The sequence below is a fragment of the Pseudomonas sp. NFPP25 genome, assembly GCF_900116505.1.
Classification (GTDB): domain Bacteria; phylum Pseudomonadota; class Gammaproteobacteria; order Pseudomonadales; family Pseudomonadaceae; genus Aquipseudomonas; species Aquipseudomonas protegens.
Map to the genome: position 1 here is coordinate 335,115 of NZ_FPBG01000005.1, position 24,435 is coordinate 359,549.

Below are 24,435 nucleotides of genomic sequence, written 5' to 3' on the forward strand. Positions count from 1 at the left end.
AGTCAGTGCTCACGAGTCTTTGCGGGTCGGCTCTTCGACTTTCTGCGCCTGCACATCGATGGTGTGCGGCTGGTTCAACGGCGCGCTCTGCTGCGGCTGAACCGGTGGCACAGGCTGCGCCGCTGGCGGGACCACGGGTTCGGCAGGCTTTTCGTCGTCATTCATGGCCTTGCGAAAGCCCTTGATCGATTCGCCGACGTCGGTGCCCAGGTTCTTGAGCTTCTTGGTGCCGAATACCAGTACCACGACCACCAGGATGACGATCCAGTGTTTCCAGTCAAAAATGCCCATGCTGCGTTTCCTCTTAGAAAGTTGTTCAGGCGGACGGACGCGAGGCTTTCTCGGCGTGTCCGGACAAACCGAAGCGGCGGTCCAGCTCATCGAGCACGGCCTGGGGATGCTGCCCCAGCTGCGCCAGCATGACCAGGGTGTGGAACCACAGGTCCGCGGTTTCGTAGATCACATCGCTGCAGTCGCCGCTGATGGCAGCGTCCTTGGCGGCGATGATGGTTTCCACCGATTCTTCGCCGACTTTTTCCAGAATCTTGTTCAGGCCCTTGTGGTACAGGCTGGCAACGTAGGAGCTGTCGGCTGCGGCGTCTTTACGCTCTTCCAGCACCTGGGCCAGACGGGTGAGGGTATCGCTCATGTCAGTGTCCTGCAGAATAAATCGCGTGCGGGTCCTTGAGGACCGGTTCGACGGTTTTCCACTCGCCATCTTCGTAGACGCGGTAGAAACAGCTGTGGCGGCCGGTGTGACAGGCAATGTCGCCGATCTGCTCGACCATCAGGATGATCACGTCAGCGTCGCAGTCCAGGCGCATTTCATGCAGCTTCTGTACGTGCCCGGACTCTTCGCCCTTGCGCCATAGCTTGCCACGGGAACGTGACCAGTAGATGGCGCGGTTCTCGGCGGCAGTCAGGCTCAGGGCCTCGCGGTTCATCCAGGCCATCATCAGCACGCGCCCGGTCTTGTGATCCTGGGCGATGGCCGGCACCAGGCCGTCCGCATCCCATTTGATCTGGTCCAGCCAATCTTTCATTTTCGACTCCGACAACCGGGCTCAACCCGCTGGTGACGCCTCGGCGATTTCGACAGTTTGCCAGCAGGTCGCGCCACTGGCTATCGGCGAACGATCAGATACAGACCCACCGCAATCATGATGCCGGCAGGCCAGTGGCCCAGCTCATGCAACGGGCCGCCGGCGGCCAAAACGGCGCCGCCACCCAAATGGGCGGTGCCCAGCAGGCGCAGGAACCAGTCGTCCTTGCGCTTGTGCCAGGGCGCCGGAGGGTCGGCAGCGTGTGGCTGCGACATGCGTTCCAGCAGGTCGCGGGTCATGTTGGCCAGGTGGGGGAGCTGTTCGATCTGGCTGTGGATATTGCCGAGCACGGCTTTCGGGCTGACCCGTTCGCGCATCCAGCGTTCGAGGAAAGGTTGCGCGGTGTTCCACAGGTCCAGGTCCGGGTACAGCTGGCGGCCCAGGCCTTCAATGTTGAGCAGGGTCTTCTGCAGCAGCACCAGCTGCGGCTGCACTTCCATATTGAAGCGCCGAGCGGTCTGGAACAGGCGCATCAGCACCTGGCCGAAGGAAATGTCCTTCAGCGGTTTTTCGAAGATCGGCTCGCACACGGTGCGGATCGCCGCCTCGAATTCGTTGAGCTTGGTTTCCGCCGGGACCCAGCCGGAATCAATGTGCAACTGGGCCACGCGGCGGTAGTCGCGCTTGAAGAAGGCAAACAGGTTGCGGGCCAGGTAGTCCTGGTCTTCCGGGGTCAGGCTGCCGACGATGCCGCAGTCGATGGCAATGTACTGCGGGCTCCAGGGCTGCACGGTGCTGACGAAGATGTTGCCCGGGTGCATGTCGGCGTGGAAGAAACTGTCGCGGAACACCTGGGTGAAGAAGATCTCCACGCCCCGCTCGGCGAGCATTTTCATGTCGGTGCGCTGGTCGGCCAGGGTCGCCAGGTCAGTGACCTGGATGCCATAGATGCGCTCCATCACCAGCACTTTGGGCCGGCACCAATCCCAGTAGACCTGTGGGACATACAGCAGCGGCGAACCTTCGAAGTTGCGCTTGAGCTGGCTGGCGTTGGCCGCCTCGCGCAGCAGGTCGAGCTCGTCGTAGATGGTTTTCTCGTAGTCGCTGACCACGTCCACCGGGTGCAGCAGGCGGGCGTCGGCGGAGAGCTTTTCCGCGGCACGGGCGAGGATGAACAGCCACGCCAGGTCCTGGGCGATGATCGGCTTGAGCCCGGGGCGGATCACCTTGACCACCACTTCTTCGCCGGTCTTGAGCTTGGCGGCGTGCACCTGGGCCACCGACGCCGACGCCAGGGGCTCGATGTCGAAGCGGCTGAACACGTCGCTGATCTTCTTGCCCAACTGCGCTTCGATCAGGGCCACGGACTTTTGCGAGTCGAACGGCGGCACCCGGTCCTGCAGCAGCATCAGCTCGTCGGCGATGTCTTCCGGCAGCAGGTCGCGGCGGGTCGAGAGGATCTGCCCGAACTTGATGAAGATCGGCCCCAGGTCCTGCAACGCCAGGCGCAGGCGTGCACCGCGGCTCAGGTCCAGCGGCTTGCGCGGGAACCAGCGCCAGGGCAGGGCGAAGCGCAGGGCCAGGAGAAACCAGGGCAGGGGCAGGTCGAACAGCAGGTCATCGAGGCGGTAGCGGATCACGACGCGCTGGATGCGCAACAGACGGCGGACGGCAAGCAGCTTCATGCGTTATCGCTTGGGTCAAGGGATCGGGAAAGGCGCTCCAAGCGCGCCTCGAGACGTTCCAGGTCGAGTTTGGCCTGATCCAGCTCGCGAAAGCGCGCTTCGGCTTCACGCTGACCCACCAGGGTCCGCGATTCTTCGGCGAGGAATTCGGCGAGGTTCTGGTTGAGGCTGGCAAATCCTTGCTGATACCAGCGGGCGCGGCTGCGCACATGGCCACTGAACAGCTGGGTGGCCACGGGGCCCAGCCAGCGCGAGAGTTCGTATTCCCAGTCCAGCTCCAGGTCCTGAAGGGTTGCTGCCAGGTCCAGCAGCACGCCGCTATCGCCTTCCAGCTCCACTTCGGGGCCGTGCAGGACCGCGGTCTTGTCCTTGCTCAGGGCCAGGCGCAGCAGGCTCGAGGCCGGTGCGCGCAGGGTGCAGTCCGGGTCCGCGGCCCACTGGCTGGCGAGCATCAGGCCTTCATCGCTGGGCAGGATGAACAGCTGCAGTGCCGGGTTGCGGCATTCCACGGCGATCACCTTGCCATTGAGGTGCTGCAGGCGCGGCAGTGCCGTGCTGTCCAGACGCAGCACCCGATTGATGCCGGTCTCGACGCTGGCGAGCAGGCCGCTGAGCAACATCAGGGCTTGATGCCGCGGTGCAGGGCGACGATGCCTGCGGTCATGTTGTGATAGGTCACGCGGTCGAAACCGGCCTCGACCATCATCGACTTCAGGGTTTCCTGGTTGGGGTGCATGCGGATCGATTCGGCCAGGTAGCGGTAGCTTTCCGAGTCGTTGGTGATCAGCTTGCCGGCCAGGGGCATGAAGGCGAACGAGTAGGCGTCGTAGACCTTGGACATCAGCGCGTTGGTGGGCTTGGAGAACTCCAGCACCAGCAGGCGCCCACCGGGCTTGAGCACCCGCAGCATGGAGCGCAGGGCGTCTTCCTTGTGGGTCACGTTGCGCAGGCCGAAGGCAATGGTCACGCAGTCGAAATGGTTGTCCGGGAACGGCAGTTTTTCCGCATCGGCCTGGACGAACTCGACGTTGCCGGCCACACCCAGGTCCAGCAGGCGGTCACGACCGACCTTGAGCATGGATTCGTTGATGTCGGCCAGTACCACTTGGCCGGTCGGGCCCACCAGGTGGGAGAAACGCTTGGTCAAGTCACCCGTGCCGCCGGCGATGTCCAGTACGCGATTGCCGGCGCGCACGCCGGACAGCTCGATCGTGAAGCGTTTCCACAGGCGGTGCATGCCACCGGACAGCACGTCGTTCATCAAGTCGTACTTGGCCGCTACCGAGTGGAACACCTCAGCGACTTTTTCCGCTTTCTGGCTTTCAGGAACATTCTTGAAGCCGAAGTGAGTGGTGGGTTCGGCATCGCTGCCTTTGCGCTGATCAGTCATATCGCTGTCACCAAAAGAGAATGCGGGACATTCTAATGCCGGTGGCGGTCTTTGTCTTGGCAAGGCTGAATGTAAGATAGCGATCCGCCGGGACGTTTTGACGCACGCAGGGTCAAGATGCTTCAGGCAAGTCCCGAAACAGCAGGAGACCTTCAATGGCCCGTATTAGTGTTGAACGTGCCCATGGCCTGGGCAAGCAGGCAGCCCGTGAAAAGGCCGACAAACTGGCGCAGAAACTCGCCGATCAATATGGCCTGGAGCCGCAGTGGGCAGGCGATACCCTGAACCTCAAGCGCTCGGGCGTCAAAGGCGCGGTGCATGTGGGTGAAGAGTCGATCCGCATCGACGTGGAACTGGGGATGTTGATGTCGGCCATGAGCGGCACCATCAAGTCGGAAATCGAAAAGGCTCTGGACAAGGCTCTGGTCTGAACCGGCTCCTACATGAATTCATGACAGTCGTTAGGGTGCCGATTCTAATTTTTCTCTCTAGGTTGTGCCTCAGGTCCTCTTTCCGAGGGCAGTTCCTCAAACCTTCTGCGCGTGAGGTGCACCATGGCCAAAGTAATTCTGAAGAAAAAAGTTGATGCCCAATCGACTGCTCTGAGTGAAGTCAAATCCTATGCCCGCAAGATCTGGCTGGCAGGCCTGGGGGCCTACGCCAAAGTCGGTCAGGAAGGCAGCGAGTACTTCCAGGAGTTGATCAAGGCTGGTCAATCCGTTGAAAAGAAAGGCAAAAAAGTTGTCACTGAACAACTTGAAGCAGCCAACAGTCAGATAGATGGCGTTAAAGGGGATGTCAGCACTCTTAAAGGCAAAGTCGAAGTGCAGCTGGACAAGGTCGAGAAGGCTTTTGACACGCGCGTCGCCAGTGCCTTGAATCGTATCGGCATTCCGTCTAAACATGACGTTGAGACACTCTCTGCTAAGCTCGATGAGCTGACGGCGTTGCTCGAACGTGTCGCGCGTAAACATTAAGGAGAACGGGATGGCTGGTAAAAAGAATACTGAAAAAGAAGGCAGCTCGTGGATCGGGAAAGTCGAAGAGTACTCCCGTAAAATTTGGCTTGCTGGTTTAGGCGTGTACTCGAAAATCGACTCTGACGGCAGCAAGCTTTTCGAGACATTGGTCAAAGATGGTGAGAAAGCCGAGAAACTGACTAAGAGCGTAGTCGGCAAGAAAGTTGATGCGGCCAAAGATTCCGCAACTTCGGCCAAGTCGCGTATCAGCGACGTCAAGGATCGCGCCCTGGGTAAGTGGGATGAACTGGAAGGCGCTTTCGACAAGCGCTTGAACAGCGCCATCTCGCGTCTGGGCGTGCCTAGCCGCAACGAAGTCAAGGCCCTGCACGACAAGGTCGATACCCTGACCAAGCAGATTGAAAAACTCACAGGTGCCAAGGTTGCGCCGGTTGCAGCCAAAACTGCAGCTGCCAAGCCTGCTGCAAAACCCGCAGCCAAGCCTCTGGCCAAGCCTGCCGCTAAGCCTGCCGCTAAGCCTGTCGCCAAGGCCGCCGCTAAACCCACAGCCAAGCCGGCCGCGAAAACCGCAGCCGCCAAACCGGCTGCCAAGCCTGTAGCGGCCAAGCCCGCTGCCAAGCCAGCAGCCAAGCTAGCAGCCAAGCCCGCGGCGAAAACCGCAGCGGCCAAACCGGCCGCCAAGCCTGCAGTGGCGAAAAAGCCTGTGGCCAAGAAGCCTGTGGCTGCCAAGCCAGCGGCCAAACCAGCAGCCAAGCCCGCTGTCGCGGCCAAGCCTGCAGCCCCGGCCCCGGCCAGCTCGGCGAACTCCGCCGCAGCCCCGAGCCCGGCTGCAACCCCGACTGCCGCGCCAGCTCCAGCGACGCCAAGCAGCCAGTCCTGATCGCATCAGGAATAAAAAAACGCCCGGCCTGGGAAGGCCGGGCGTTTTTTATTGAGGCGTTCTAGCCCTGCTCATCCAGGTAGCGCAGCGCCATCTGTTCGGTGGCCATCTTTGCCGGCGGCAGCAGGTGTGGCGCCACCAGCATCATGATCTGGTAGACCACCAGTCGGACTTCGCCTTCGCGATCGAGAATCCGCTGGTAATCCAGAGAGAACAGCAGGGTCATGGTGATCTGTTCCACCAGCTGCCCCAGGGCCTGGGTGCCGCTGACCAGTTGCCCCTGAGCCTTGAGCCGGGCCAGCAACGAGGCCAGGGTGCGTTTCAAGGCATTGAGCAGGTTGCGAATGCCCTTGGCCAGTTTTGGCAGGCGCCCGGCCAGGTTGGACAGGTCCTGAAACAGAAAGCGGTAGTGGGCCAGGCGCTCGACGATCAGGTGCAGGAACAGCCAGTAGTCTTCCGCCGCCAGCTGGACGTCGGACGGTGGGTCCAGCAACGGCGTCAGTTCGTTCTGAAAGCGCTCGAACAGGCCGAGCACCAGCGGCTCCTTGCCATGGAAGTGGTAGTAGAGGTTGCCGGGGCTGATCCCCATTTCATTGGCCACCTCCATGGTGGAGACATTGGGCTCGCCCTTTTGATTGAACAGTTGCAGGGCACATTCGAGTATCCGGTCGCGGGTCTTCATCCTGACTTCTTGTCGGTCCATTGAAGGGGCACGGCTCCGGCGTGGAACCGTGGTGCAAAGTGTCTTCAGCGCACGCGCACGTAGGTGCCGGGCGCAGCCTCCATCGGCGGATAGTTCTGGTTGCCCAGGGTGGTGAGGGTTTCCCGCTGCGCCCCCGAGCGCTCCTGGACCCAGGTCAGCCACTGGCTCCACCAGCTGCCGTCCACATGCTCGGCATCGTAGTACCAGGCCCGCGGGTCGCTGCTGAGCTTGCGGTTCTCCACGTAGTTGGCCTTGGGATTGCTCGGCGGGTTGAGGATGCTCTGCACGTGGCCGCTGTTGGACAGCACGAAGCGCCGTTCGCCGCCCAGCAGCAGGGTCGAGCGGTAGACCGCGTCCCAGGGCGTGATGTGGTCGTTGATCCCGGCCACGCTGAAGCTGTCCACCGTGACCTTCTGCAAATCGATCGGCGTGCCGCAGACTTCCAGCCCGCCGACATGGCTCAGGGGGTTGTGCTTGAAGAAGTCCAGCAGATCGCCGTGCAGCGCGGCCGGCAACCGGGTGCTGTCGTTGTTCCAGTAGAGAATGTCGAAGACCGGCGGCTCCTTGCCCAGCAGGTAGTTGTTGACCCAGTAGTTCCAGATCAGGTCGTTGGGGCGCATCCAGGCGAACACCTTGGCCATGTCGCGACCGTCCAGTACCCCTTGCTGATAGGAGCGACGCTTGGCCGCTTCGAGGGTCTTCTCGTCGGCGAACAGCGTTGCCGGGCTGTCCATCTGGCTGTCCAGCAGGCTCACCATGTAGGTCGCGCTGGATACCCGGCGCAGCTGGCGCTTGGCCTGCAGGTGGCCTTGCAGGGCGGCGATGGTCAGCCCTCCGGCACAGGCTCCCACCAGGTTGACTTCGCGACTGCCGGTAATCGCCCGGGTGACGTTCAGCGCTTCTTCGGCCGCCTCGACGTAGGTCGACAGGCCCCACTCGCGGTGCCGCACATCCGGGTTGCGCCAGCTGACCATGAACACCTGCAGGCCGTTTTTCAGCGCGTACTGGACGAAGCTGTTGGTCGGGCTCAGGTCGAAAATGTAGTACTTGTTGATTTGTGGCGGCACGATCAGCAGCGGTTTGGCGTACTGTTTTTCGCTCATGGGGCTGTACTGGATCAGCTCCAGCAATTCATTGCGAAACACCACTGAGCCCGGGGTGACCGCCAGGTTCTTGCCCACTTCGAAGGCGTGCTTGGTCACCTGGCTGGGCAACCCGTTGTTGTGCAGCAGGTCATCCAGCAGGTTGCCGATGCCCCGCACCACGCTGTTGCCCCCGGTGTTGAAGATCTCCTTGAGGGCCAGGGGGTTGAGCAGGGTATTGGAAGGCGCAACGGCATCATTGAGCAGGGAAAAGGCAAAGTGTGCCCGGGCCCGGTCGTCTTCGCTCATGCCACTGTCGTCGATCCAGTGGCGCACCTGCTTCTGCCAGCTCAGGTAGGCCTGCAGGCCGCGCCGGTAGAAGGGGTTGAGGCTCCAGGCCGGGTCGGCGAAGCGGTTGTCCTTGGGGTTGGTCTTGTGCAGGGTTTCCCCCAGCAGCACACGCCCCAGCTGGCCGCCCAGGGCCAGGGTATGCCGGGCACTGTGCAACGGATTGCGCAGGCTGTGGGCCGCCAGGCTGCGCAAGGTGGAGAACAGGTCCCGGCCGCGCAGGCCGGTGATCGCGCTCTGCGCATTGATATACGCGGCGGGTGACGGCAATGAGCCCGTCGCAGGTTTGTCTTGCATGAGTCAACACTCCTTCGTCAAACCACTAACAAGCAGACCAATCCAAGACAGACAACATAGTCGGTCCTGGCCCTTCTTGCGCGCGACGATCCTGTCGACAGGTATCTTTTACTTGGTAGGGCGCACAGGTTCGGGATGCGGGTGCATCACCGCCCTTTGGCGTTCTTCCTGGAGGAACTTCATGATGATCGGGGCGACGGCCTCGGCCCGGGTGATCAGGAACAGGTGGCCATCATCGATGATGTGCAACTGGGCATTGGGTATGCGCCAGGCCAGCATGCGCATGTTGATCAGGGGAATCAGCGGGTCGTCATCGCCGGCCAGCACCAGGGTCGGCTGATGGATCTTGTGCAGCCAGTGAATGCTGGTCCAGCCCAGGCCCGCGAACAGCTGCCAGTAATAGCCGAGCTTGCCGGCCGAGCGCACCTTGGCTGCGTGTTCCGCTGCCAGGCTCGGGTCGCGGCGGAAGGAGCCGCCATAGATCAGCGGCGCGATGCGCATCACATGGGAGGGCTGCACGTAGCGCCGTGGGCTGGCCATCATCCACAGCACCTTGGGTTTGCCCGGGACCATGAACGCCCCGGCCGCGGTGGCGGCCAGCACCAGCTTCTTGCAGCGCTCGGGGTAGTCGTAGGCAAACTGCTGGGCCAGCGCGCCGCCCCAGGACACACCCACTGCATTGACCTGGCCGTAGTCCAGGTAGTCGAGCATCCGCGCGGTCAGCTTGGCCAGCCCGGGAAAGCGGTAGGGCCGGCTCGGCGTGGAGGAGCCGCCGACACCGGGGACATCGAAGGCGATCACCTCGAGGTCCGGATCCAGGGCCTGGACAAAGGGAAACACCAGCTCCAGGTTGGCGCCGATGCCGTTGAAGATCAGCAGCGGCGTCAAGTGCGGCTTGCCTGGGCGTACCGCGGTGCGGATGGTCTGGCCATCCAGGTCGACGGTGCGGAATATGAATGAGTGTGGCATGCCGTAGCCCTGTGAATTAAACCGTCGCAGCCGCCATCCCGGGCGTCCTGCGGATTTCCTGAGGCCGAGCCTCTTGTCAAGAATAGGGCTTGGCGGAGCCTCCTGGCGCCGCCGTGTCGATGGCCGGGGCTCAGCGCTCGTGGACGTAGGTCCCGGGCGCCGCCTCGGCGGCTGCGAACTTCTTGTTACCCAGGCTGGTGGGCGCCGGCTTCAGGTCACCTGAGCGTTCCGCCTGCCAGGCCTGCCAATGCAGCCACCAGGAATCGGTGTGCTTGATCGAGTTTTCCTGCCACTGGTCGGGGCAGGCCGGAATGTCGGTGCTGGTCATGTAGCGCGCCTTGGGGTTGCCAGGCGGGTTGAGGATGCTCTGGATATGGCCGCTGCTGGAGAGCACGAACTCGACGTTGCCGCCAAACAGCTGCGCCGACTTGTAGCAGGACTTCCACGGGGTGATGTGGTCGTTGGTGCCGGCCAGGGAGAAGATATCGGCGGTCACCTGCTTGAGGTCGATCGGCGTGCCGCACACTTCCAGTGCATTGGCGCGCACCAGCGGGTTGTTCTTGAACATTTCGATCAGGTCGCCGTGGAAGGCGGCGGGCAGGCGGGTGGTGTCGTTGTTCCAGAACAGGATGTCGAACACCGGCGGCTCGTTGCCCAGCAGGTAGTTGTTGACCCAGTAGTTCCAGATCAGGTCGTTGGGGCGCATCCAGGCGAACACCTTGGCCATGTCGCGGCCTTCCAGGACTCCGGCCTGATAGGAGTGGCGCTTGGCCGCTTCCAGGGTCTGCTCGTCGACGAACAGCGCTACCTGGGTGTCCAGGGTGGTGTCCAGTACGCTGACCAGCAGGGTCAGGGCGTTGACCTTCTTCTGCCCCAGCGCCGCGTAGTGGCCCAGCAGCGCGGTGCAGGTGATGCCGCCGGAGCAGGCACCGAGCATGTTCACGTCCTTGCTGCCGGTGATCGCGGTCACTACGTCGACCGCTTCTTTCAGGGCTTCGATGTAGGTGGACAGGCCCCATTCGCGCTGGGCCTTGGTGGGGTTGCGCCAGCTGACGATAAAGGTCTGCACGTTGTTGCGCAGGCAGAAGCGCGCCAGGCTCTTGTCCGGGCTGAGGTCGAAGACATAGAACTTGTTGATCTGCGGTGGCACCACCAGCAGCGGGCGCTCATGCACCTGCTCGGTGATCGGCCGGTACTGGATCAGCTCCAGCACGTCATTGCGAAACACCACCGCGCCTTCACTGGTGCCCAGGTTCTTGCCCACTTCGAAGGCGTCCATGTTGACCTGGCTGGGCATGCCGCCGTTGTGCACCAGGTCCTTGGCCAGATGGGACAGGCCGTCCAGCAGGCTCTTGCCGCCGGTTTCGAAGAAGCGCTTGACCGCTGCGGGGTTGGCCGCGCTGTTGGTCGGGGCCATGGCTTCGGTCATCAGGTTGATCACGAAGTGGCCGCGGCTGATGTCCTGCTCGGACAGGCTGCTGTCGTCGATCCAGTCGTGGAGTTCCTTGCGCCACGCCAGGTAGGTTTGCAGGTAGCGTTTGTACAACGGGTTCTGGCTCCACGCGGGGTCGTTGAAGCGACGGTCGTCGCTCTCCGGCTGCAGGGTGGATTTGCCGAACATCACGTTCTTAAGTTCGATGCCGAAATGGGCGACGTGCTTGACGCTGTGGATGGGTTGTTTGATGGCCTGGGCAAGCACCATTCGAGCGGAAGTAAGCAGGTCCTTTCTACGCAAGCCAATGACCGGATTGAGCCCCAGGGTGTTTTCCGAGGCTTGGCGTTTCAGGTCATCGTTATTCTTGTTACTCATCTACGACGCTCCATTGTCCTGAGACGAGTACCGGACCTGCTGTGCAGTCACACAGCACGATGCCAGGTACTACTGCTCGGGTGACCGTTGATTGCGCACCGCTGCTTTTTTGTTCCGAAAGCTCTGCAGGGAACTTGCCAGCTCCATTGGTTACCCGAGTTTAATTTTTTCCGCAAGCAGGCCATTCATTGGCCATACAGCCAAGCATTCAAACAGATGAAATTAGAAAATGCCCTCTAAACCATCGGAGCCTTGAGCTAGAGCATCAGCTTGACGATGGACTCGTTCGGATCGCGGGATTTTCCGGCAGCCTTGAGCTCCGCCAGGTAGTCGTTCCACAGCTCGTCCTGGCGCAGCGCCAGTTGGTAGAGGTAGTCCCAGGTGAACAATCCGCTGTCATGACCGTCGTCGAAGGTCAATTTCAGTGCGTACTGGCCCGCCGGTTCAACCTTGGTCAGGCCGACGCCGAGCTTGCCGAATTGCAGGATGGGTTTGCCGTGGCCCTGGACCTCGGCGGAGGGAGAATGCACCCGCAGGAGTTCTGCAGGCAGGTGATAGACCTCGTCCGGCCCGTAAGTCAGGGTCAGGGTTTTCGAGGCTTTGTGCAGGTTGATACCGGTGGGAAGTTTGCTCATGACCTGTAGTCCTTCCGGCAGGAGCCGGCTTGCCGGCGATCGGGGGAGGCCCTAACGCTGGCAAGCCAGTCCCTGCATGGGTGGCGAAGGTTTACAGGATATAACGGGAAAGGTCTTCGTTCTGCGCCAATTCGCCCAGGTGGCTGTTGACGTAGGCGGCGTCGATGCGGATCGGCTCTTCGCTGTGGGCGCTGGCCAGGTCACCGGCACTGAACGACACCTCTTCCAGCAGGCGCTCGAGCAGGGTGTGCAGGCGACGGGCACCGATGTTCTCGGTCTTCTCGTTGACCTGCCAGGCGATTTCCGCCAGGCGCTTGATGCCTTCGGGCAGGAACTCGATGTTCAGACCTTCGGTCTTCAGCAGCTCGCGATATTGCTCGGTCAGCGAAGCGTGCGGCTCGCTGAGGATGCGCTCGAAGTCTTGCGGCGACAGCGCCTTGAGTTCCACGCGGATCGGCAGACGGCCTTGCAGCTCCGGTACCAGGTCGCTGGGCTTGCTCAGGTGGAAGGCACCGGAGGCAATGAACAGGATGTGGTCGGTCTTGACCATGCCCAGCTTGGTGTTGACGGTGCAGCCTTCGATCAGCGGCAGCAGGTCACGCTGCACGCCCTCGCGGGAGACGTCCACACCGCCGGCGTTGCCGCGCTTGGCCACCTTGTCGATCTCGTCGATGAACACGATGCCGTGCTGCTCGACGGCTTCCAGGGCCTTGGCCTTGAGTTCTTCGTCGTTGACCAGGCGGCTGGCTTCTTCGTCGCGTACCAGTTTCAGCGCTTCCTTGACCTTGAGCTTGCGGTTCTTGCGCTTGCCCTTGCCCATGTTGGCGAACAGGCTCTGCAGCTGGTTGGTCATTTCTTCCATGCCCGGTGGCGCGGAAATGTCGACGCCTGCAGCTTCCGCCACTTCGATCTCGATTTCCTTGTCATCCAGCTGGCCTTCGCGCAGGCGCTTGCGGAACAGCTGGCGGGTGTTGGAGTCCTGGGCCGGAGCCGCTTCGTCGCTGTTGAAACCGGTGCGTGCCTGGGGCAGCAGGGCATCGAGGATGCGTTCTTCGGCGGCGTCTTCGGCGCGATGGCGAACCCGGATCATTTCCTGTTCGCGGAACATCTTGATCGCCGCGTCGGCCAGGTCGCGGATGATGGATTCAACGTCGCGGCCCACATAGCCGACTTCGGTGAACTTGGTGGCCTCGACCTTGATGAAGGGCGCATTGGCCAGCTTGGCCAGGCGGCGGGCGATCTCGGTCTTGCCGACACCGGTCGGGCCGATCATCAGGATGTTCTTGGGGGTCACTTCAACGCGCAGCTCGGCCGGCAGTTGCATGCGGCGCCAGCGGTTGCGCAGGGCGATAGCGACGGCGCGCTTGGCATCGTCCTGGCCGATGATATGGCGGTTGAGTTCGTGGACGATTTCGCGGGGTGTCATGGACATAGTAGTTGGCGGTCCTCAAGCAAGAATGAATGCCGTGGCGCAAGCGCCGCAACAGGCTTATTCCGCGAGATCCTGCTCCTCGATGGTTTGAGTGTGGTTGGTGAATACACAGATGTCGCCGGCGATGCCGAGTGCGGTCTCGACGATTTCACGGGCCGACAGGTCGGTCTTTTTCAGCAGGGCGCTGGCAGCGGCCTGGGCGTAGGCGCCACCGGAGCCCATGGCGATCAGCCCGTCCTCGGGTTCAACCACGTCGCCATTGCCGGTGATGATCAAGGACGCATCCTTGTTGGCCACGGCCAGCATGGCTTCCAGGCGGCTCAGGGAGCGATCGGTGCGCCATTCCTTGGCCAGCTCTACGGCGGCACGGACCAGATGGCCCTGGTGTTTCTCCAGTTGGCCTTCAAAGCGCTCGAACAGGGTGAAGGCGTCGGCGGTGGCCCCGGCAAAGCCGGCGATGACCTGGCCGTGATAGAGGCGGCGGACTTTTTTCGCGTTGCCTTTCATCACGGTGTTGCCGAGAGAAACCTGGCCGTCGCCGCCCATGACGACTTTGCCGTGGCGGCGGACTGAAACGATGGTGGTCAAGGGGGGAGTCTCCACACAGCGGGGCGAAAGTGCCCTGATGGAAACTCATATGGGGGTGGTCGGGCGTTTTTCAACCGGAGGCTGCAGCGAGGGACCGGCGGTCATTGTTGCATGCTGCAAGCGCTTCGCGGGCAGGCCCGCTCCTACGGGGGGCCATGTAGGAGTGGGCTTGCCCGCGATCAATCGCGTAGCGGTCGGCTTAGCGGCTCTGGCGCTGTTGTAACAGCAGGTTGCTGAAGCCGGCGCCGGCCAGTTGCTTCTGCGCCACGGTCAGCTGTTCGCGGTTGCTGAACGGGCCTACCAATACCCGGTACCAGGTTTCATCCTTCACCGTGCCGGATTCCACCGAGACCGACTGGCCCAGCAGGATGATCTGCGCCCGGACCTTGTCGGCATCGGCTTCCTTGCGGAACGAACCGGCCTGGAGGAAGAACTTGGTCACCGGCGCCGCCTTGGCCACGGGTGGCGCTGGTGGCGGGGTGATCCCGGCCAGGGCTGCCTGGGCACGGGCGGTGTCGATCTTGGCCGCTTCCGCCGGGGTTACCGGGGTGGTGGGCACAGGTGGCACCTGTGGCGTCGGCAGGGTTTTTTCCGGCACCGCTTCCGGCGGCACGATGACCTCCGATTCCGGCAACAGGGTGTAGAAGTCGTATTTCGGCTTCACCGGTTGCTGGGGGCTCGGCGGGGTCTTGTTGGCCTCGGCGATCTTGGTGGCTTTCTGCTGTTCGATCTTCTCGCGCTTGACGCTGTCGCCGCCCTTGCCGGGCTCGAGCTTCATCAGGAACACGATGAAGGCACCGATGGTCAGGCCGATGGCCAGCCACAACCAGCCCGGAATCGGCTTCTTGGCCGGGGCCTGGTAACGGCTGGCGCCACGCTTGGGTGCAGGTTTTTTCTTGGCAGCCAACTTACATTTGCTCCAGGACTTTGAGGCCCAGCAGTTCCAGACCTTGCTTGAGGGTGCGCCGGGTCAGCTCGGTGAGGCGCAGGCGGCTGTGCATCTGGGTCGGCGTCTCGGCTGCCAGGATCGGGCAGTTTTCATAGAAGCTGGAGAACAGCCCGGCCACGTCGTACAGGTAGGTGCAGAGGATGTGTGGCGTGCCCTTCTCGGCGACGTTGTTGAGAATCTCGCCGAACTGCGCCAGCTTGGCCGCCAGATCCAGTTCCTGGGCCGCGTGCAGTTCGATCTGCCCGCCGACTTCGCTGAAGTCCTTGCCCAGCTTGCGGAACACACCGGCGGCGCGGGTGTAGGCGTACAGCAGGTACGGCGCGGTGTTGCCTTCGAAGTTGAGCATCAGGTCGAAGTTGAAGCTGTAGTCGCTGGTGCGGTGCTTGGACAGGTCGGCGTACTTCACCGAGTCGATGCCCACCACCTTGGCGATGCTGCGCAGGTCGGCTTCCGGCAGTTGCGGGTTCTTTTCCTTCACCAGGGCGTAGGCACGTTCTTCGGCTTCGGTCAGCAGGTCGATGAGCTTCACGGTGCCGCCGTCGCGGGTCTTGAACGGACGGCCGTCGGCGCCGTTCATGGTGCCGAAGCCCATGTGCTCCATTTCCATCGGATGGGTCACGAAACCGGCCTTGCGGGCCACGGCGAACACTTGCTGGAAGTGCAGGGCCTGGCGCTGGTCGACGAAGTACAGGGCGCGATCGGCCTTGAGCTTGCCGCTGCGGTAGCGCACGGCCGCCAGGTCGGTGGTGGCGTACAGGTAGCCGCCGTCAGCCTTGACGATGATCACCGGCAGCGGCTCGCCTTCGGCGTTCTTGAACTCGTCGAGGAACACGCACTGGGCGCCGTTGCTCTCCACCAGCAGGCCCTGGGCCTTGAGGTCGTTGACCACATTGATCAGGTCGTCGTTGTAGGCGCTCTCGCCCATCACGTCGGCCATGGTCAGCTTGACGTTGAGCAGCTCGTAGATCTTCTGGCAGTGGGACAGGGAGATGTCCTTGAACTTGGTCCACAGCTCCAGGCAGTCCGGGTCGCCGGCCTGCAGCTTGACCACCAGGCCGCGGGCGCGGTCGGCGAAGGCTTCGGACTCGTCGAAGCGCTGCTTGGCGGCGCGGTAGAAGTTCTCCAGGTCCGACAGCTCGTCACTGGTGATGGGGTTTTCTTCCAGGTAGGCCATCAGCATGCCGAACTGGGTGCCCCAGTCGCCCACGTGGTTCTGGCGGATCACGGTGTCGCCGAGGAACTCCAGGACCCGGGCCACGCCGTCGCCAATGATGGTGGAGCGCAGGTGGCCAACGTGCATTTCCTTGGCCAGGTTGGGCGCCGACATGTCGATCACGGTGCGCTGCGCCGGGCCGGCCTTGCGTACGCCCAGGTGGTCGTCGCCAAGAGCAGCGTCCAGGCGCGCGGCCAGGGCCTGGGTGTTCTGGAAGAAGTTGATGAAGCCGGGGCCGGCGATTTCCGCCTTGCTCAGGTCTTCATGGGCCGGCAGGGCGGCGATGATTTTCTCCGCCAGGTCGCGTGGCTTCATGCCGGCCGGCTTGGCCAGCATCATGGCGATGTTGCTGGCGAAGTCGCCGTGGGTCTTGTCGCGGGTGTTTTCGACCTGGATCGCCGGCGTCAGGCCTTCTGGCAACACACCTTCGGTGACGAGTTGGGTGATGGCTTGCTGGATGAGCTGGCGAATGGTGTCTTTCATGGTCTTCTCTTTCGACCGCTGGTGCGGCGGCGCTTCGGTGCGCAGGTGGAAAAACTGGGCATTATCCGTTGCTGGAACGGGCTTGCCAACTATAGAGGACTGCTTGGGGATCGATGGCGGCATTCGATTGCCTTCGCCGGCAAGCCGGCTCTTGCGGGTTTGATGCTGCCCATTGTAGGAGCGGGCTTGCCCGCGAAAGCACGACCTCGATCAATACAGATCCACGGGATCCACATCCAGCGACCAGCGGACCTGCCGCCCGCTGGGCATCTGTTCCAGCACCAGCAGCCAACTGCTGAGCAAACGATGCAAGGGCGCTCGGGCATTGGCCTGCAGCAGCAATTGCGCGCGATAACGTCCGGCGCGCCGCTCCATCGGAGCCGGCACCGGGCCCAATAGTTCGATGCCCCCCAGGTTCTGTTCCGCCAGCAGGCGCTCGGCCTCGCTGCAGGCTTCATCGAGGAACCCCTCGGCCTGGCCCGGTTTGTGGGCTTCGGCCCGCAGCAGCGCCAGGTGGGCGAAAGGTGGCAGGCCGGCGGCGCGGCGCTCGCTCAGGGCCTGTTCGGCGAAGGCGAAGTAGCCCTGCTCGGTCAACTGCACCAGCAACGGGTGGTCGGCGAGGTGGGTCTGGATGATCACCTTGCCCGGCTCTTCGGCCCGGCCAGCCCGCCCGGCGACCTGGACGATCAGTTGCGCCATGCGCTCGCTGGCGCGGAAGTCGCCGGAGAACAGGCCGCCATCGGCATCGAGGATCGACACCAGGGTCACCCGGGGAAAGTGATGACCCTTGGCCAGCATCTGGGTGCCCACGAGGATGCACGGCTGGCCTTTCTGGATAGTGGCGAACAGCTGGTTCATCGCATCCTTGCGCGAGGTGCTGTCGCGGTCCACCCGCAGCACCGGGTAATCGGGGAACAGGATGCCCAGGCGCTCTTCCGCCCGCTCGGTGCCGGCGCCCACGGGGCGCAGGTCGACCTTGCCGCATTGCGGGCAATGGCGCGGAACCCGCTCCACATGGCCGCAGTGGTGGCAGCGCAGCTCGCCGGAACGCTGGTGCACGGTCATGCGTGCATCGCAGCGCTGGCATTCGGACATCCAGCCGCAGTCGTGGCAGAGCAGGGTCGGGGCGAAGCCGCGGCGGTTGAGGAACACCAGGACCTGCTGGCCGGCGGCCAGGGTCTGGCCGATGGCTTGCTGCATGGGGCCGGAAATGCCGCTGTCCAGCGGGCGGCTCTTCACGTCCAGGCGCAGGAAACGCGGCTGCTTGGCGCCGCCGGCCCGCTCGTTCAGGCGCAGCAGGCCGTAGCGGCCGGTGTAGGCGTTGTGCAGGCTTTCCAGGGACGGCGTGGCCGAGCCCAGGACGATGGGAATGTTTTCCTGGCGCGCACGTACCAGAGCCAGGTCGCGGGCGTGGTAACGCAGGCCTTCCTGCTGTTTATAGGACCCGTCGTGCTCCTCGTCGATGATGATCAGGCCAGGGTTCTTCATCGGCGTGAACAGGGCCGAGCGGGTGCCGATGATGATGTCGGCCTCGCCGTCCCGGGCAGCCAGCCAGGCGTCCAGGCGTTCGCGGTCATTGACCGCCGAGTGCAGCAGGGCGATGCGGGCGTTGAAGCGTTGCTCGAAGCGCGCCAGGGTCTGCGGGCCGAGGTTGATCTCCGGAATCAGCACCAGGGCCTGCTTGCCGGCTTCCAGGGTTTCGCGGATCAGTTGCAGGTAGACCTCGGTCTTGCCGCTGCCGGTGACCCCGGCCAGGAGAAACGCGTGATAGCTGTCGAACCCGGCGCGGATGGCTTCATAGGCGGCGCGCTGCTCGCTGTTGAGCGGCAGTTCGGGCTGGGCCAGCCAGTGTTCGTGGCGCACGCCCGGCGCGTGCTTGCGCACCTCCACCTGCACCAGGTCCTTGGCCAGCAGCAGGTCGAGGCTGTCCTTGCTCAGCATCAGCTTGCTCAGCAGGGTATGGGGCACGCCGTGTGGGTGCTGGGCCAGGGTTGCCAGGGCTTCGCGCTGGCGTGGGGCGCGAGCGATGCGCGGGTCGTCGAGCCGGGCCCCGGGGGCGATCGACCAGAAGCGTTCCTGGCGGGCCTCGGCCAGCTCGCCCTGGCGCAACAGCACTGGCAATGCCCAGCTCAGGGTGTCTCCCAGGCTGTGCTGGTAGTACTGGGCGGTCCACAGGCACAGCTTGAACAGGGCCGGCGGTAGCGGAGGCGTGGGATCCAGCAGGGCCAGGGCCGGCTTGAGTTTTTCCGCCGGGACCTCGCTGTGATCCGCCACCTCCACCAGGATGCCGATCATTTCCCGGCGGCCGAATGGCACCCGCAGGCGCATGCCGGGGTGCAACTGGGCACGCAGCACCCCGGCCGGAGCACGGTAGTCGAACAGGCGGCGCAGGGGCGAGGGCAGGGCGAGGCGCAGGATGGCGTCGGGCACGCGGGACAATCTCGTTGAGCAGAGGGTAAATAGGCCCCGGAGCCTAACAGAGCAGCGGTGGAGTGTCCTGTATAAGCGTGCGTGGCCCCTGTACCTGCGGGGTCTGCCCGGGCATGGAGCCGGTTTTTAAGTTCAGGAGGTGGCAAAGCCTGGGCTGTCAAGGTTGCACCGGCTTTTTCTGATGGGCTGCACTCAGGATCGCTTGCGCGTTTGACGCGGTCTGGTAGAATTCGCGCCCTAATTCGTGCGGTATTCAACAATAGTGTTGGGTGGCGGCACGCTAGCCTGAGGAATACACCATGAAAGCCGATATCCATCCAGTATACGAAGCCATTACCGCTACCTGCAGCTGCGGTAACGTCATCGAAACTCGCTCCACCCTGGCCAAGCCTCTGAGCCTGGACGTGTGCAACGAGTGCCACCCGTTCTACACCGGCAAGCAAAAGACTCTGGACGTTGGCGGTCGTGTCGACAAGTTCAAGTCGCGCTTCGGTGCTTTCGGCGCAACGAAGAAGGCCTGAGGCTGATCGTTCTGGAAAGCCGATACCGACTTTCCTCGCTGATGAAAAAGGCGTCCCTAGTGGGCGCCTTTTTTGTGGGCGCGATTTGGCTGACAGCGGCCGAGGCGTTTTGCCCGGCGCCCAAGGGGCTGTTGCCGGCAACGGTGCTCCGGGTGGTGGACGGCGACACCCTGCACCTCAAGGATGGCCGCAGGTTGCGCATGATCGGCCTCAATGCCCCGGAGCTGGCGGGCAAGGGGCGCCCTGCCGAGCCCTTCGCCGAGGCGGCGCGGCAGCGCCTGCGACAACTGGTGGCACAGAGTGGTGGGCGGGTCGGCCTGCTGCCGGGGCGTGAAAGGCAGGATCGTTACGGTCGTGTCCTGGCCCATGTCTATGGCGTCACTGGTATCAACTTCGAAGCCCGGTTGATCGCGGAAGGCTTGGCCTATCGGATTGCCGTGCTGCCAAACGTCGCCCTGGCGAGCTGCCAGAAGGCTGCCGAGAACCATGCGCGCCGAGCCGGGCTGGGGCTTTGGCGACGTTCACCTGTACTCAAGGCGCAGCAGATCCATCGCGCGGGCTTTGCCCTGTTCGAAGGGCGAGTGAGCAAGGTGCAGCGCAATCGCGGTGGTCTTTGGATCACATTGCAGGGGCAGGTTGTATTGCGCATTGCACCCAATGTCCTGCGGCGCTTCGATCGCCGGCTGCTCAGTGGCCTTTCGGGGCGCCGGATCGAGGCTCGCGGCTGGGTTGTCGATCGCTCGCGTCAGCCTGGCCGGCAATCTGCACATCCACGCTGGATGTTGTCCGTGACTGACCCTTCCATGCTCAGACTTATCTGATAAAGAAAAATTGTAGACATTTTTTTAATAGATTGTGAACAGTTGAAAGCCTTGTACCCCGCGGCTCTTGGCCCAAAGTCGTACGCTAGGGGCCTTGACAGGGGTGACTGGGCAGTCTTGTGGGGACTATGCGACACGAGTATCCTCGGCGGTCCGTCTGTCCAACAGCAAAAAGCGGAATGCCCACATGTCTGATTTGAAAACTGCCGCTCTCGAATACCATGCCAATCCTCGTCCAGGAAAGCTGAGTGTCGAGCTCACCAAGGCCACTGCTACCGCTCGTGATCTGGCGTTGGCCTACAGCCCCGGCGTAGCCGAGCCGGTACGCGAAATCGCTCGCGATCCGGAACTGGCCTACAAGTACACCGGCAAAGGCAACCTGGTTGCCGTCATTTCCGATGGCACCGCGATTCTCGGCCTGGGTAACCTCGGCCCACTGGCCTCCAAGCCAGTGATGGAAGGCAAGGGCGTGCTGTTCAAGCGTTTCGCCGGCATCGATGTATTCGACATCGAAGTCGACTCCGAAAGCCCGCAGGCTTTCATCGACACCGTCAAGCGCATTTCCATCACCTTCGGTGGCATCAACCTGGAAGACATCAAGGCACCCGAGTGCTTTGAGATCGAGCGCGCTCTGATCGAGCAGTGCGACATTCCGGTGTTCCACGATGACCAGCACGGCACCGCGATCGTTACCGCCGCCGGCATGATCAACGCCCTGGAAATCGCTGGCAAAACCCTGGCCGACGCCAAGATCGTCTGCCTGGGCGCCGGTGCTGCCGCCATCTCCTGCATGAAGTTGCTGGTGAGCATGGGTGCACAGATCGAAAACATCTTCATGGTCGACCGTACCGGCGTGATCCACTCCGGCCGCGATGACCTGAACCAGTACAAGGCGGTGTTCGCCCACGCCACTGACAAGCGCACCCTGGCCGACGCCCTGCAAGGCGCCGACGTGTTCGTCGGTCTGTCCGGCCCGAACCTGCTGAGTGCTGAAGGCCTGAAATCCATGGCGCCGAACCCGATCGTGTTCGCCTGCTCCAACCCTGATCCGGAAATCGCCCCGGAACTGGCGCACGCCACCCGCGACGACGTGATCATGGCTACCGGCCGTTCGGACTACCCGAACCAGGTGAACAACGTCCTGGGCTTCCCGTTCATCTTCCGTGGTGCCCTGGACGTACGCGCCAAGCGCATCAACGAAGAAATGAAGATCGCCGCGGCCAACGCCCTGCGTGACCTGGCCAAGCTGCCGGTTCCTCAGGAAGTGTGCGACGCCTACGGTGGCATCAAGCTGGAATTCGGCCGTGAGTACATCATTCCCAAGCCAATGGATGCCCGCCTGATCACCGTGATCTCCGATGCCGTGGCCAAGGCCGCCATCGAGACCGGCGTGGCTACCCTGCCGTACCCGAAGAACTACCCGCTCAAGAGCGTGGATGATGTGTTCAACGGTTAAGCGTTCGTAGCGTCATGCAAAAAGCCCCGGCTCGCGAGAGCCGGGGCTTTTTTGTGGGCGCTTGTCCGCTGTAGGAGCGGGCACGCCGGCGAAGGTTGCCGCGTTCACGGCTCCCCTGGCGCTAGAACAGATCGATCGGCGCCGCTTCGTCCGCCGGCAGCGGGCTGCCTGGTACGGCGCCATTGCCCAGTTCATTGACCGAGGGCGGAGTGTCTTCGCTCTTGAACAGTTCGAAGTAGGCATTGGGCGTGCCGGGTGTGGCGGCGCGGCCGCTGACCGGGTCTACCCGCAGGCTGAGAATGCCTTCCGGCTCTGGCTGGGTGTGTGGCGGCTTGTCCTTGAGGGCGGCGCCCATGAAGCTCATCCAGATCGGCAGTGCCACGGTGCCGCCGTATTCGCGGCGCCCCAGGCTTTCCGGCTGGTCGAAACCGGTCCATACGGTGGTCACGTAGTCGGCGTTGTAGCCGGAGAACCAGGCATCCTTGGACTCGTTGGTGGTACCGGTCTTGCCCGCCAGGTCGGTACGGCCCAAGGCCAGTGCGCGGCGTCCGGTACCCAGCTTGATCACGTCCTGGAGCATGCTGTTGAGGATGTAGGTGGTACGGCCATCGATGATCCGCTCGGCAACCGCCGGGGCTTGCGTCGCTGCCGGAGCTGAGGTTTCACCGGCCACGTTGTTGATCGTGAAGTTGTGCTCAGGGGCGGCGATGCCGCTGGTGGCCGTATTGCCGGTGGGGGCGCTTGGCGGGTTGGCGCTGAACAGCAGCTCGCCGTTGCGGCTTTCGATCTTGTCGATGATGTACGGGGTGATCTTGTAGCCGCCGTTGGCAAAGGTGCTCCAGCCGGTGGCGATTTCCATCGGCGTCAGGGTTGCGGTACCCAGGGCCAGGGACAGGTTGCGCGGCAGGTCCTGCTTGTTGAAGCCGAACTTGCTGATGTAGTCGATGGTGCGGTCCACGCCCATGCTCTGCAGCAGGCGGATCGACACCAGGTTGCGCGACTTGTACAGCGCCTCGCGCATGCGGATCGGGCCGAGGAAGGTGTTGGTGTCGTTCTTCGGGCGCCAGACCTTGTCCAGGTATTCGTCGACGAACACGATAGGTGCGTCGTTCACCAGGCTGGCCGGGGTGTAGCCGTTATCCAGGGCGGCGCTATAGATGAACGGCTTGAAGCTGGAGCCGGGCTGGCGCTTGGCCTGCATCGCACGGTTGTAGTTGCTCTGCTCGAAGGCGAAGCCGCCCACCAGGGCGCGGATCGCACCGTTCTGCGGGTCCAGCGTCACCAGGGCGCCCTGGGCGACCGGGATCTGGCTGAACTTCAACGAGTTGTCCGCCTGGCGCTGCACGCGGATCAGGTCGCCGACCTGGGCCACGTCCGCCGGTTGGCGCGGGACCGGGCCCATGCTGTTGGTATTGAGGAACGGCCGGGCCCATTTCATGCTGTCCCAGGCCACATGTTCTTCGCCGTTGCGGGTCAGCACCTGGAGGCCATTCTTCTCTACCAGGGTGACGATCGCCGGTTCCAGGCCGCTGATGGTCCGCTGCTTGGTCAGTTCGCTGGCCCAGGCCGCCTGGGTCTTGCCTGGCAGGCGCGATTCCGGGCCGCGATAGCCGTGGCGCTGGTCGTAGGTCATCAGGCCTTCATGGACCGCGGTGTTGGCCATTTCCTGCAGATCGCTGGGCACCGTGGTGGTGACCCGGAAACCTTCGGTGTAGGCATCGCTGCCATAGCGGCCGACCATTTCGGCCCGGGCCATCTCGGCGATGTACGGGGCGTTCACTTCCGGAGTCGGTACGTGATAGCTGGCGTTCAACGGTTCGTTGATTGCCTCGGTATAGGCCGCTTCGGTGATCTTGCCGAGCTTGTACATGCGCCCCAGGATCCAGTCGCGACGTTCCTTGCTGCGTGCCGGGTTGGCCAGGGGGTTGAAGCGCGAAGGCGCCTTGGGCAGGCCGGCGATCATCGCCATCTGCGCCAGGCTCACGTCACGGATGGACTTGCCGTAATACACCTGGGCCGCTGCCTCGATTCCGTAGGCACGGTTGCCCAGGTAGATCTTGTTGACGTACAGCTCGAGGATCTCGTCCTTGGTCAGCTGCCGTTCGATCTGCAGAGCCAGGAGGATCTCGGTGGTCTTGCGCGAGAAGCTGCGCTCGCTGGTCAGGAAGAAGTTCTTCGCCACTTGCATGGTGATGGTACTGCCGCCGGACTGGATGTGTCCGCTCTTGACCAGCTGGGTTGCGGCACGCATCAGGCTGCTGGGGTCAACCCCGTAATGGTTAGCGAAGTTGTCGTCTTCAGCACTTAGTAACGCATTGATGAAGTTGGGCGGAATGTCGGCGAAACGTATGGGAGTACGGCGCATTTCACCGAATTCAGCGATCAGTTTGCCGTCGCTGCTGTACACCCGCAGGGGAATCTGCAACTGGATGCTTCTCAGGGCCTCAACCGACGGCAAGCCGGGACTAAGATAGAGAAACGCACCGGAGAGGGCGAGGAGGAGCCCGCAGAACACCGCGACGATGGACCACCCGAAAAACTTCAGCAGACGAATCAAGGCTTTTGGATTTCCAGAGAAAGGAATGAATTAGGCGTCAGGGCATTCACGGACATCAGGGGCCGGCCCACGCAGCAGGTAAAAGCGGAAAAAAACGCTGGGCATTATAAGCATTTTCCGCCGAGAGCGTCATTTGCCCGTCTGTCAAGACGTGACCATTGAA

The 24,435-nt window shown here is 62.8% G+C and carries 23 protein-coding genes; 6 read left to right on the plus strand and 17 right to left on the minus strand.

Annotated features, from left to right (window positions below):
• Positions 1–9: 9 nt before the first annotated feature.
• The 6 genes from BM382_RS21500 to ubiE all read right to left on the minus strand — a co-directional run bounded on the left by BM382_RS21500 (position 10) and on the right by ubiE (position 4,118).
• Positions 10–291, minus strand: coding sequence for a twin-arginine translocase TatA/TatE family subunit (locus BM382_RS21500; protein ID WP_011058797.1), 282 nt, complete (start codon positions 289–291; stop codon positions 10–12).
• Between the two features lie 25 nt (positions 292–316).
• Positions 317–649: a phosphoribosyl-ATP diphosphatase gene (locus tag BM382_RS21505; protein ID WP_011058798.1), complete on the minus strand. Its 333-nt coding sequence runs from the start codon at positions 647–649 to the stop codon at positions 317–319.
• A 1-nt stretch (position 650) separates the two neighbouring features.
• Entirely contained in the window at positions 651–1,043 is a 393-nt protein-coding gene (gene hisI, locus BM382_RS21510; RefSeq protein WP_011058799.1) for a phosphoribosyl-AMP cyclohydrolase, read from the minus strand.
• A gap of 80 nt (positions 1,044–1,123) precedes the next feature.
• Positions 1,124–2,728 (minus strand): ubiquinone biosynthesis regulatory protein kinase UbiB, encoded by a 1,605-nt coding sequence (gene ubiB, locus BM382_RS21515; RefSeq protein ID WP_011058800.1) that lies wholly within the window; start codon positions 2,726–2,728, stop codon positions 1,124–1,126.
• Positions 2,725–3,348 (minus strand): ubiquinone biosynthesis accessory factor UbiJ, encoded by a 624-nt coding sequence (locus BM382_RS21520; protein WP_015633857.1) that lies wholly within the window; start codon positions 3,346–3,348, stop codon positions 2,725–2,727. Before BM382_RS21520 ends, ubiB begins: the two co-directional genes overlap by 4 nt.
• A complete protein-coding gene (ubiE, locus tag BM382_RS21525) occupies positions 3,348–4,118 on the minus strand; it encodes a bifunctional demethylmenaquinone methyltransferase/2-methoxy-6-polyprenyl-1,4-benzoquinol methylase UbiE (RefSeq protein WP_011058802.1) in 771 nt (256 codons plus the stop codon). The genes BM382_RS21520 and ubiE overlap by 1 nt, the downstream gene beginning before the upstream one ends.
• Before the next feature lie 155 nt (positions 4,119–4,273).
• Between ubiE and BM382_RS21530 the strand changes: the two genes are divergently transcribed.
• The 3 genes from BM382_RS21530 to BM382_RS21540 all read left to right on the plus strand — a co-directional run bounded on the left by BM382_RS21530 (position 4,274) and on the right by BM382_RS21540 (position 5,978).
• Positions 4,274–4,549, plus strand: a complete 276-nt coding sequence (locus BM382_RS21530; RefSeq protein ID WP_011058803.1) for a polyhydroxyalkanoic acid system family protein — start codon at positions 4,274–4,276, stop codon at positions 4,547–4,549.
• Between the two features lie 123 nt (positions 4,550–4,672).
• Positions 4,673–5,095 (plus strand): phasin family protein, encoded by a 423-nt coding sequence (locus BM382_RS21535; RefSeq protein ID WP_011058804.1) that lies wholly within the window; start codon positions 4,673–4,675, stop codon positions 5,093–5,095.
• Positions 5,096–5,105: 10 nt separating this feature from the next.
• Positions 5,106–5,978, plus strand: coding sequence for a phasin family protein (locus tag BM382_RS21540; protein WP_072443863.1), 873 nt, complete (start codon positions 5,106–5,108; stop codon positions 5,976–5,978).
• 61 nt (positions 5,979–6,039) lie between these two features.
• Here the strand turns inward: BM382_RS21540 and BM382_RS21545 are convergent, their stop codons facing one another.
• From BM382_RS21545 to BM382_RS21590, 10 genes are all read right to left on the minus strand, one after another.
• Positions 6,040–6,660, minus strand: a complete 621-nt coding sequence (locus BM382_RS21545) for a TetR/AcrR family transcriptional regulator (protein WP_011058806.1) — start codon at positions 6,658–6,660, stop codon at positions 6,040–6,042.
• Between the two features lie 65 nt (positions 6,661–6,725).
• Positions 6,726–8,408 (minus strand): class II poly(R)-hydroxyalkanoic acid synthase, encoded by a 1,683-nt coding sequence (gene phaC / locus BM382_RS21550; RefSeq protein ID WP_011058807.1) that lies wholly within the window; start codon positions 8,406–8,408, stop codon positions 6,726–6,728.
• A gap of 108 nt (positions 8,409–8,516) precedes the next feature.
• Entirely contained in the window at positions 8,517–9,377 is an 861-nt protein-coding gene (gene phaZ, locus BM382_RS21555) for a poly(3-hydroxyalkanoate) depolymerase (protein ID WP_011058808.1), read from the minus strand.
• Between the two features lie 130 nt (positions 9,378–9,507).
• Positions 9,508–11,187, minus strand: coding sequence for a class II poly(R)-hydroxyalkanoic acid synthase (gene phaC / locus BM382_RS21560; protein ID WP_015633859.1), 1,680 nt, complete (start codon positions 11,185–11,187; stop codon positions 9,508–9,510).
• A 257-nt stretch (positions 11,188–11,444) separates the two neighbouring features.
• Positions 11,445–11,822, minus strand: coding sequence for a gamma-butyrobetaine hydroxylase family protein (locus BM382_RS21565; protein ID WP_011058810.1), 378 nt, complete (start codon positions 11,820–11,822; stop codon positions 11,445–11,447).
• Between the two features lie 91 nt (positions 11,823–11,913).
• Positions 11,914–13,254 (minus strand): ATP-dependent protease ATPase subunit HslU, encoded by a 1,341-nt coding sequence (gene hslU, locus BM382_RS21570; RefSeq protein ID WP_019095182.1) that lies wholly within the window; start codon positions 13,252–13,254, stop codon positions 11,914–11,916.
• A gap of 57 nt (positions 13,255–13,311) precedes the next feature.
• Entirely contained in the window at positions 13,312–13,842 is a 531-nt protein-coding gene (gene hslV, locus BM382_RS21575; protein WP_003186641.1) for an ATP-dependent protease subunit HslV, read from the minus strand.
• A 199-nt stretch (positions 13,843–14,041) separates the two neighbouring features.
• Entirely contained in the window at positions 14,042–14,749 is a 708-nt protein-coding gene (locus BM382_RS21580; RefSeq protein ID WP_011058812.1) for an SPOR domain-containing protein, read from the minus strand.
• A gap of 1 nt (position 14,750) precedes the next feature.
• Complete coding sequence (gene argS / locus BM382_RS21585; protein ID WP_072443865.1) at positions 14,751–16,487, minus strand: arginine--tRNA ligase; 1,737 nt, start codon at positions 16,485–16,487, stop codon at positions 14,751–14,753.
• Positions 16,488–16,697: 210 nt separating this feature from the next.
• Positions 16,698–18,917: a primosomal protein N' gene (locus BM382_RS21590; protein ID WP_011058814.1), complete on the minus strand. Its 2,220-nt coding sequence runs from the start codon at positions 18,915–18,917 to the stop codon at positions 16,698–16,700.
• A gap of 299 nt (positions 18,918–19,216) precedes the next feature.
• On the opposite strand from BM382_RS21590, the gene rpmE reads away from it, so the two are divergent.
• From rpmE to BM382_RS21605, 3 genes are all read left to right on the plus strand, one after another.
• Positions 19,217–19,438 (plus strand): 50S ribosomal protein L31, encoded by a 222-nt coding sequence (gene rpmE, locus BM382_RS21595; RefSeq protein WP_011058815.1) that lies wholly within the window; start codon positions 19,217–19,219, stop codon positions 19,436–19,438.
• Positions 19,439–19,479: 41 nt separating this feature from the next.
• Positions 19,480–20,259 carry a thermonuclease family protein gene (locus BM382_RS21600; RefSeq protein ID WP_019095183.1) on the plus strand — a complete coding sequence of 260 codons (780 nt, stop codon included), beginning with the start codon at positions 19,480–19,482 and terminating at the stop codon, positions 20,257–20,259.
• Positions 20,260–20,446: 187 nt separating this feature from the next.
• On the plus strand, positions 20,447–21,715 hold the full coding sequence (locus BM382_RS21605) for a malic enzyme-like NAD(P)-binding protein (protein WP_011058817.1): 1,269 nt from the start codon (positions 20,447–20,449) through the stop codon (positions 21,713–21,715).
• 121 nt (positions 21,716–21,836) lie between these two features.
• Here the strand turns inward: BM382_RS21605 and BM382_RS21610 are convergent, their stop codons facing one another.
• On the minus strand, positions 21,837–24,272 hold the full coding sequence (locus BM382_RS21610; RefSeq protein WP_011058818.1) for a penicillin-binding protein 1A: 2,436 nt from the start codon (positions 24,270–24,272) through the stop codon (positions 21,837–21,839).
• Positions 24,273–24,435: the final 163 nt, after the last annotated feature.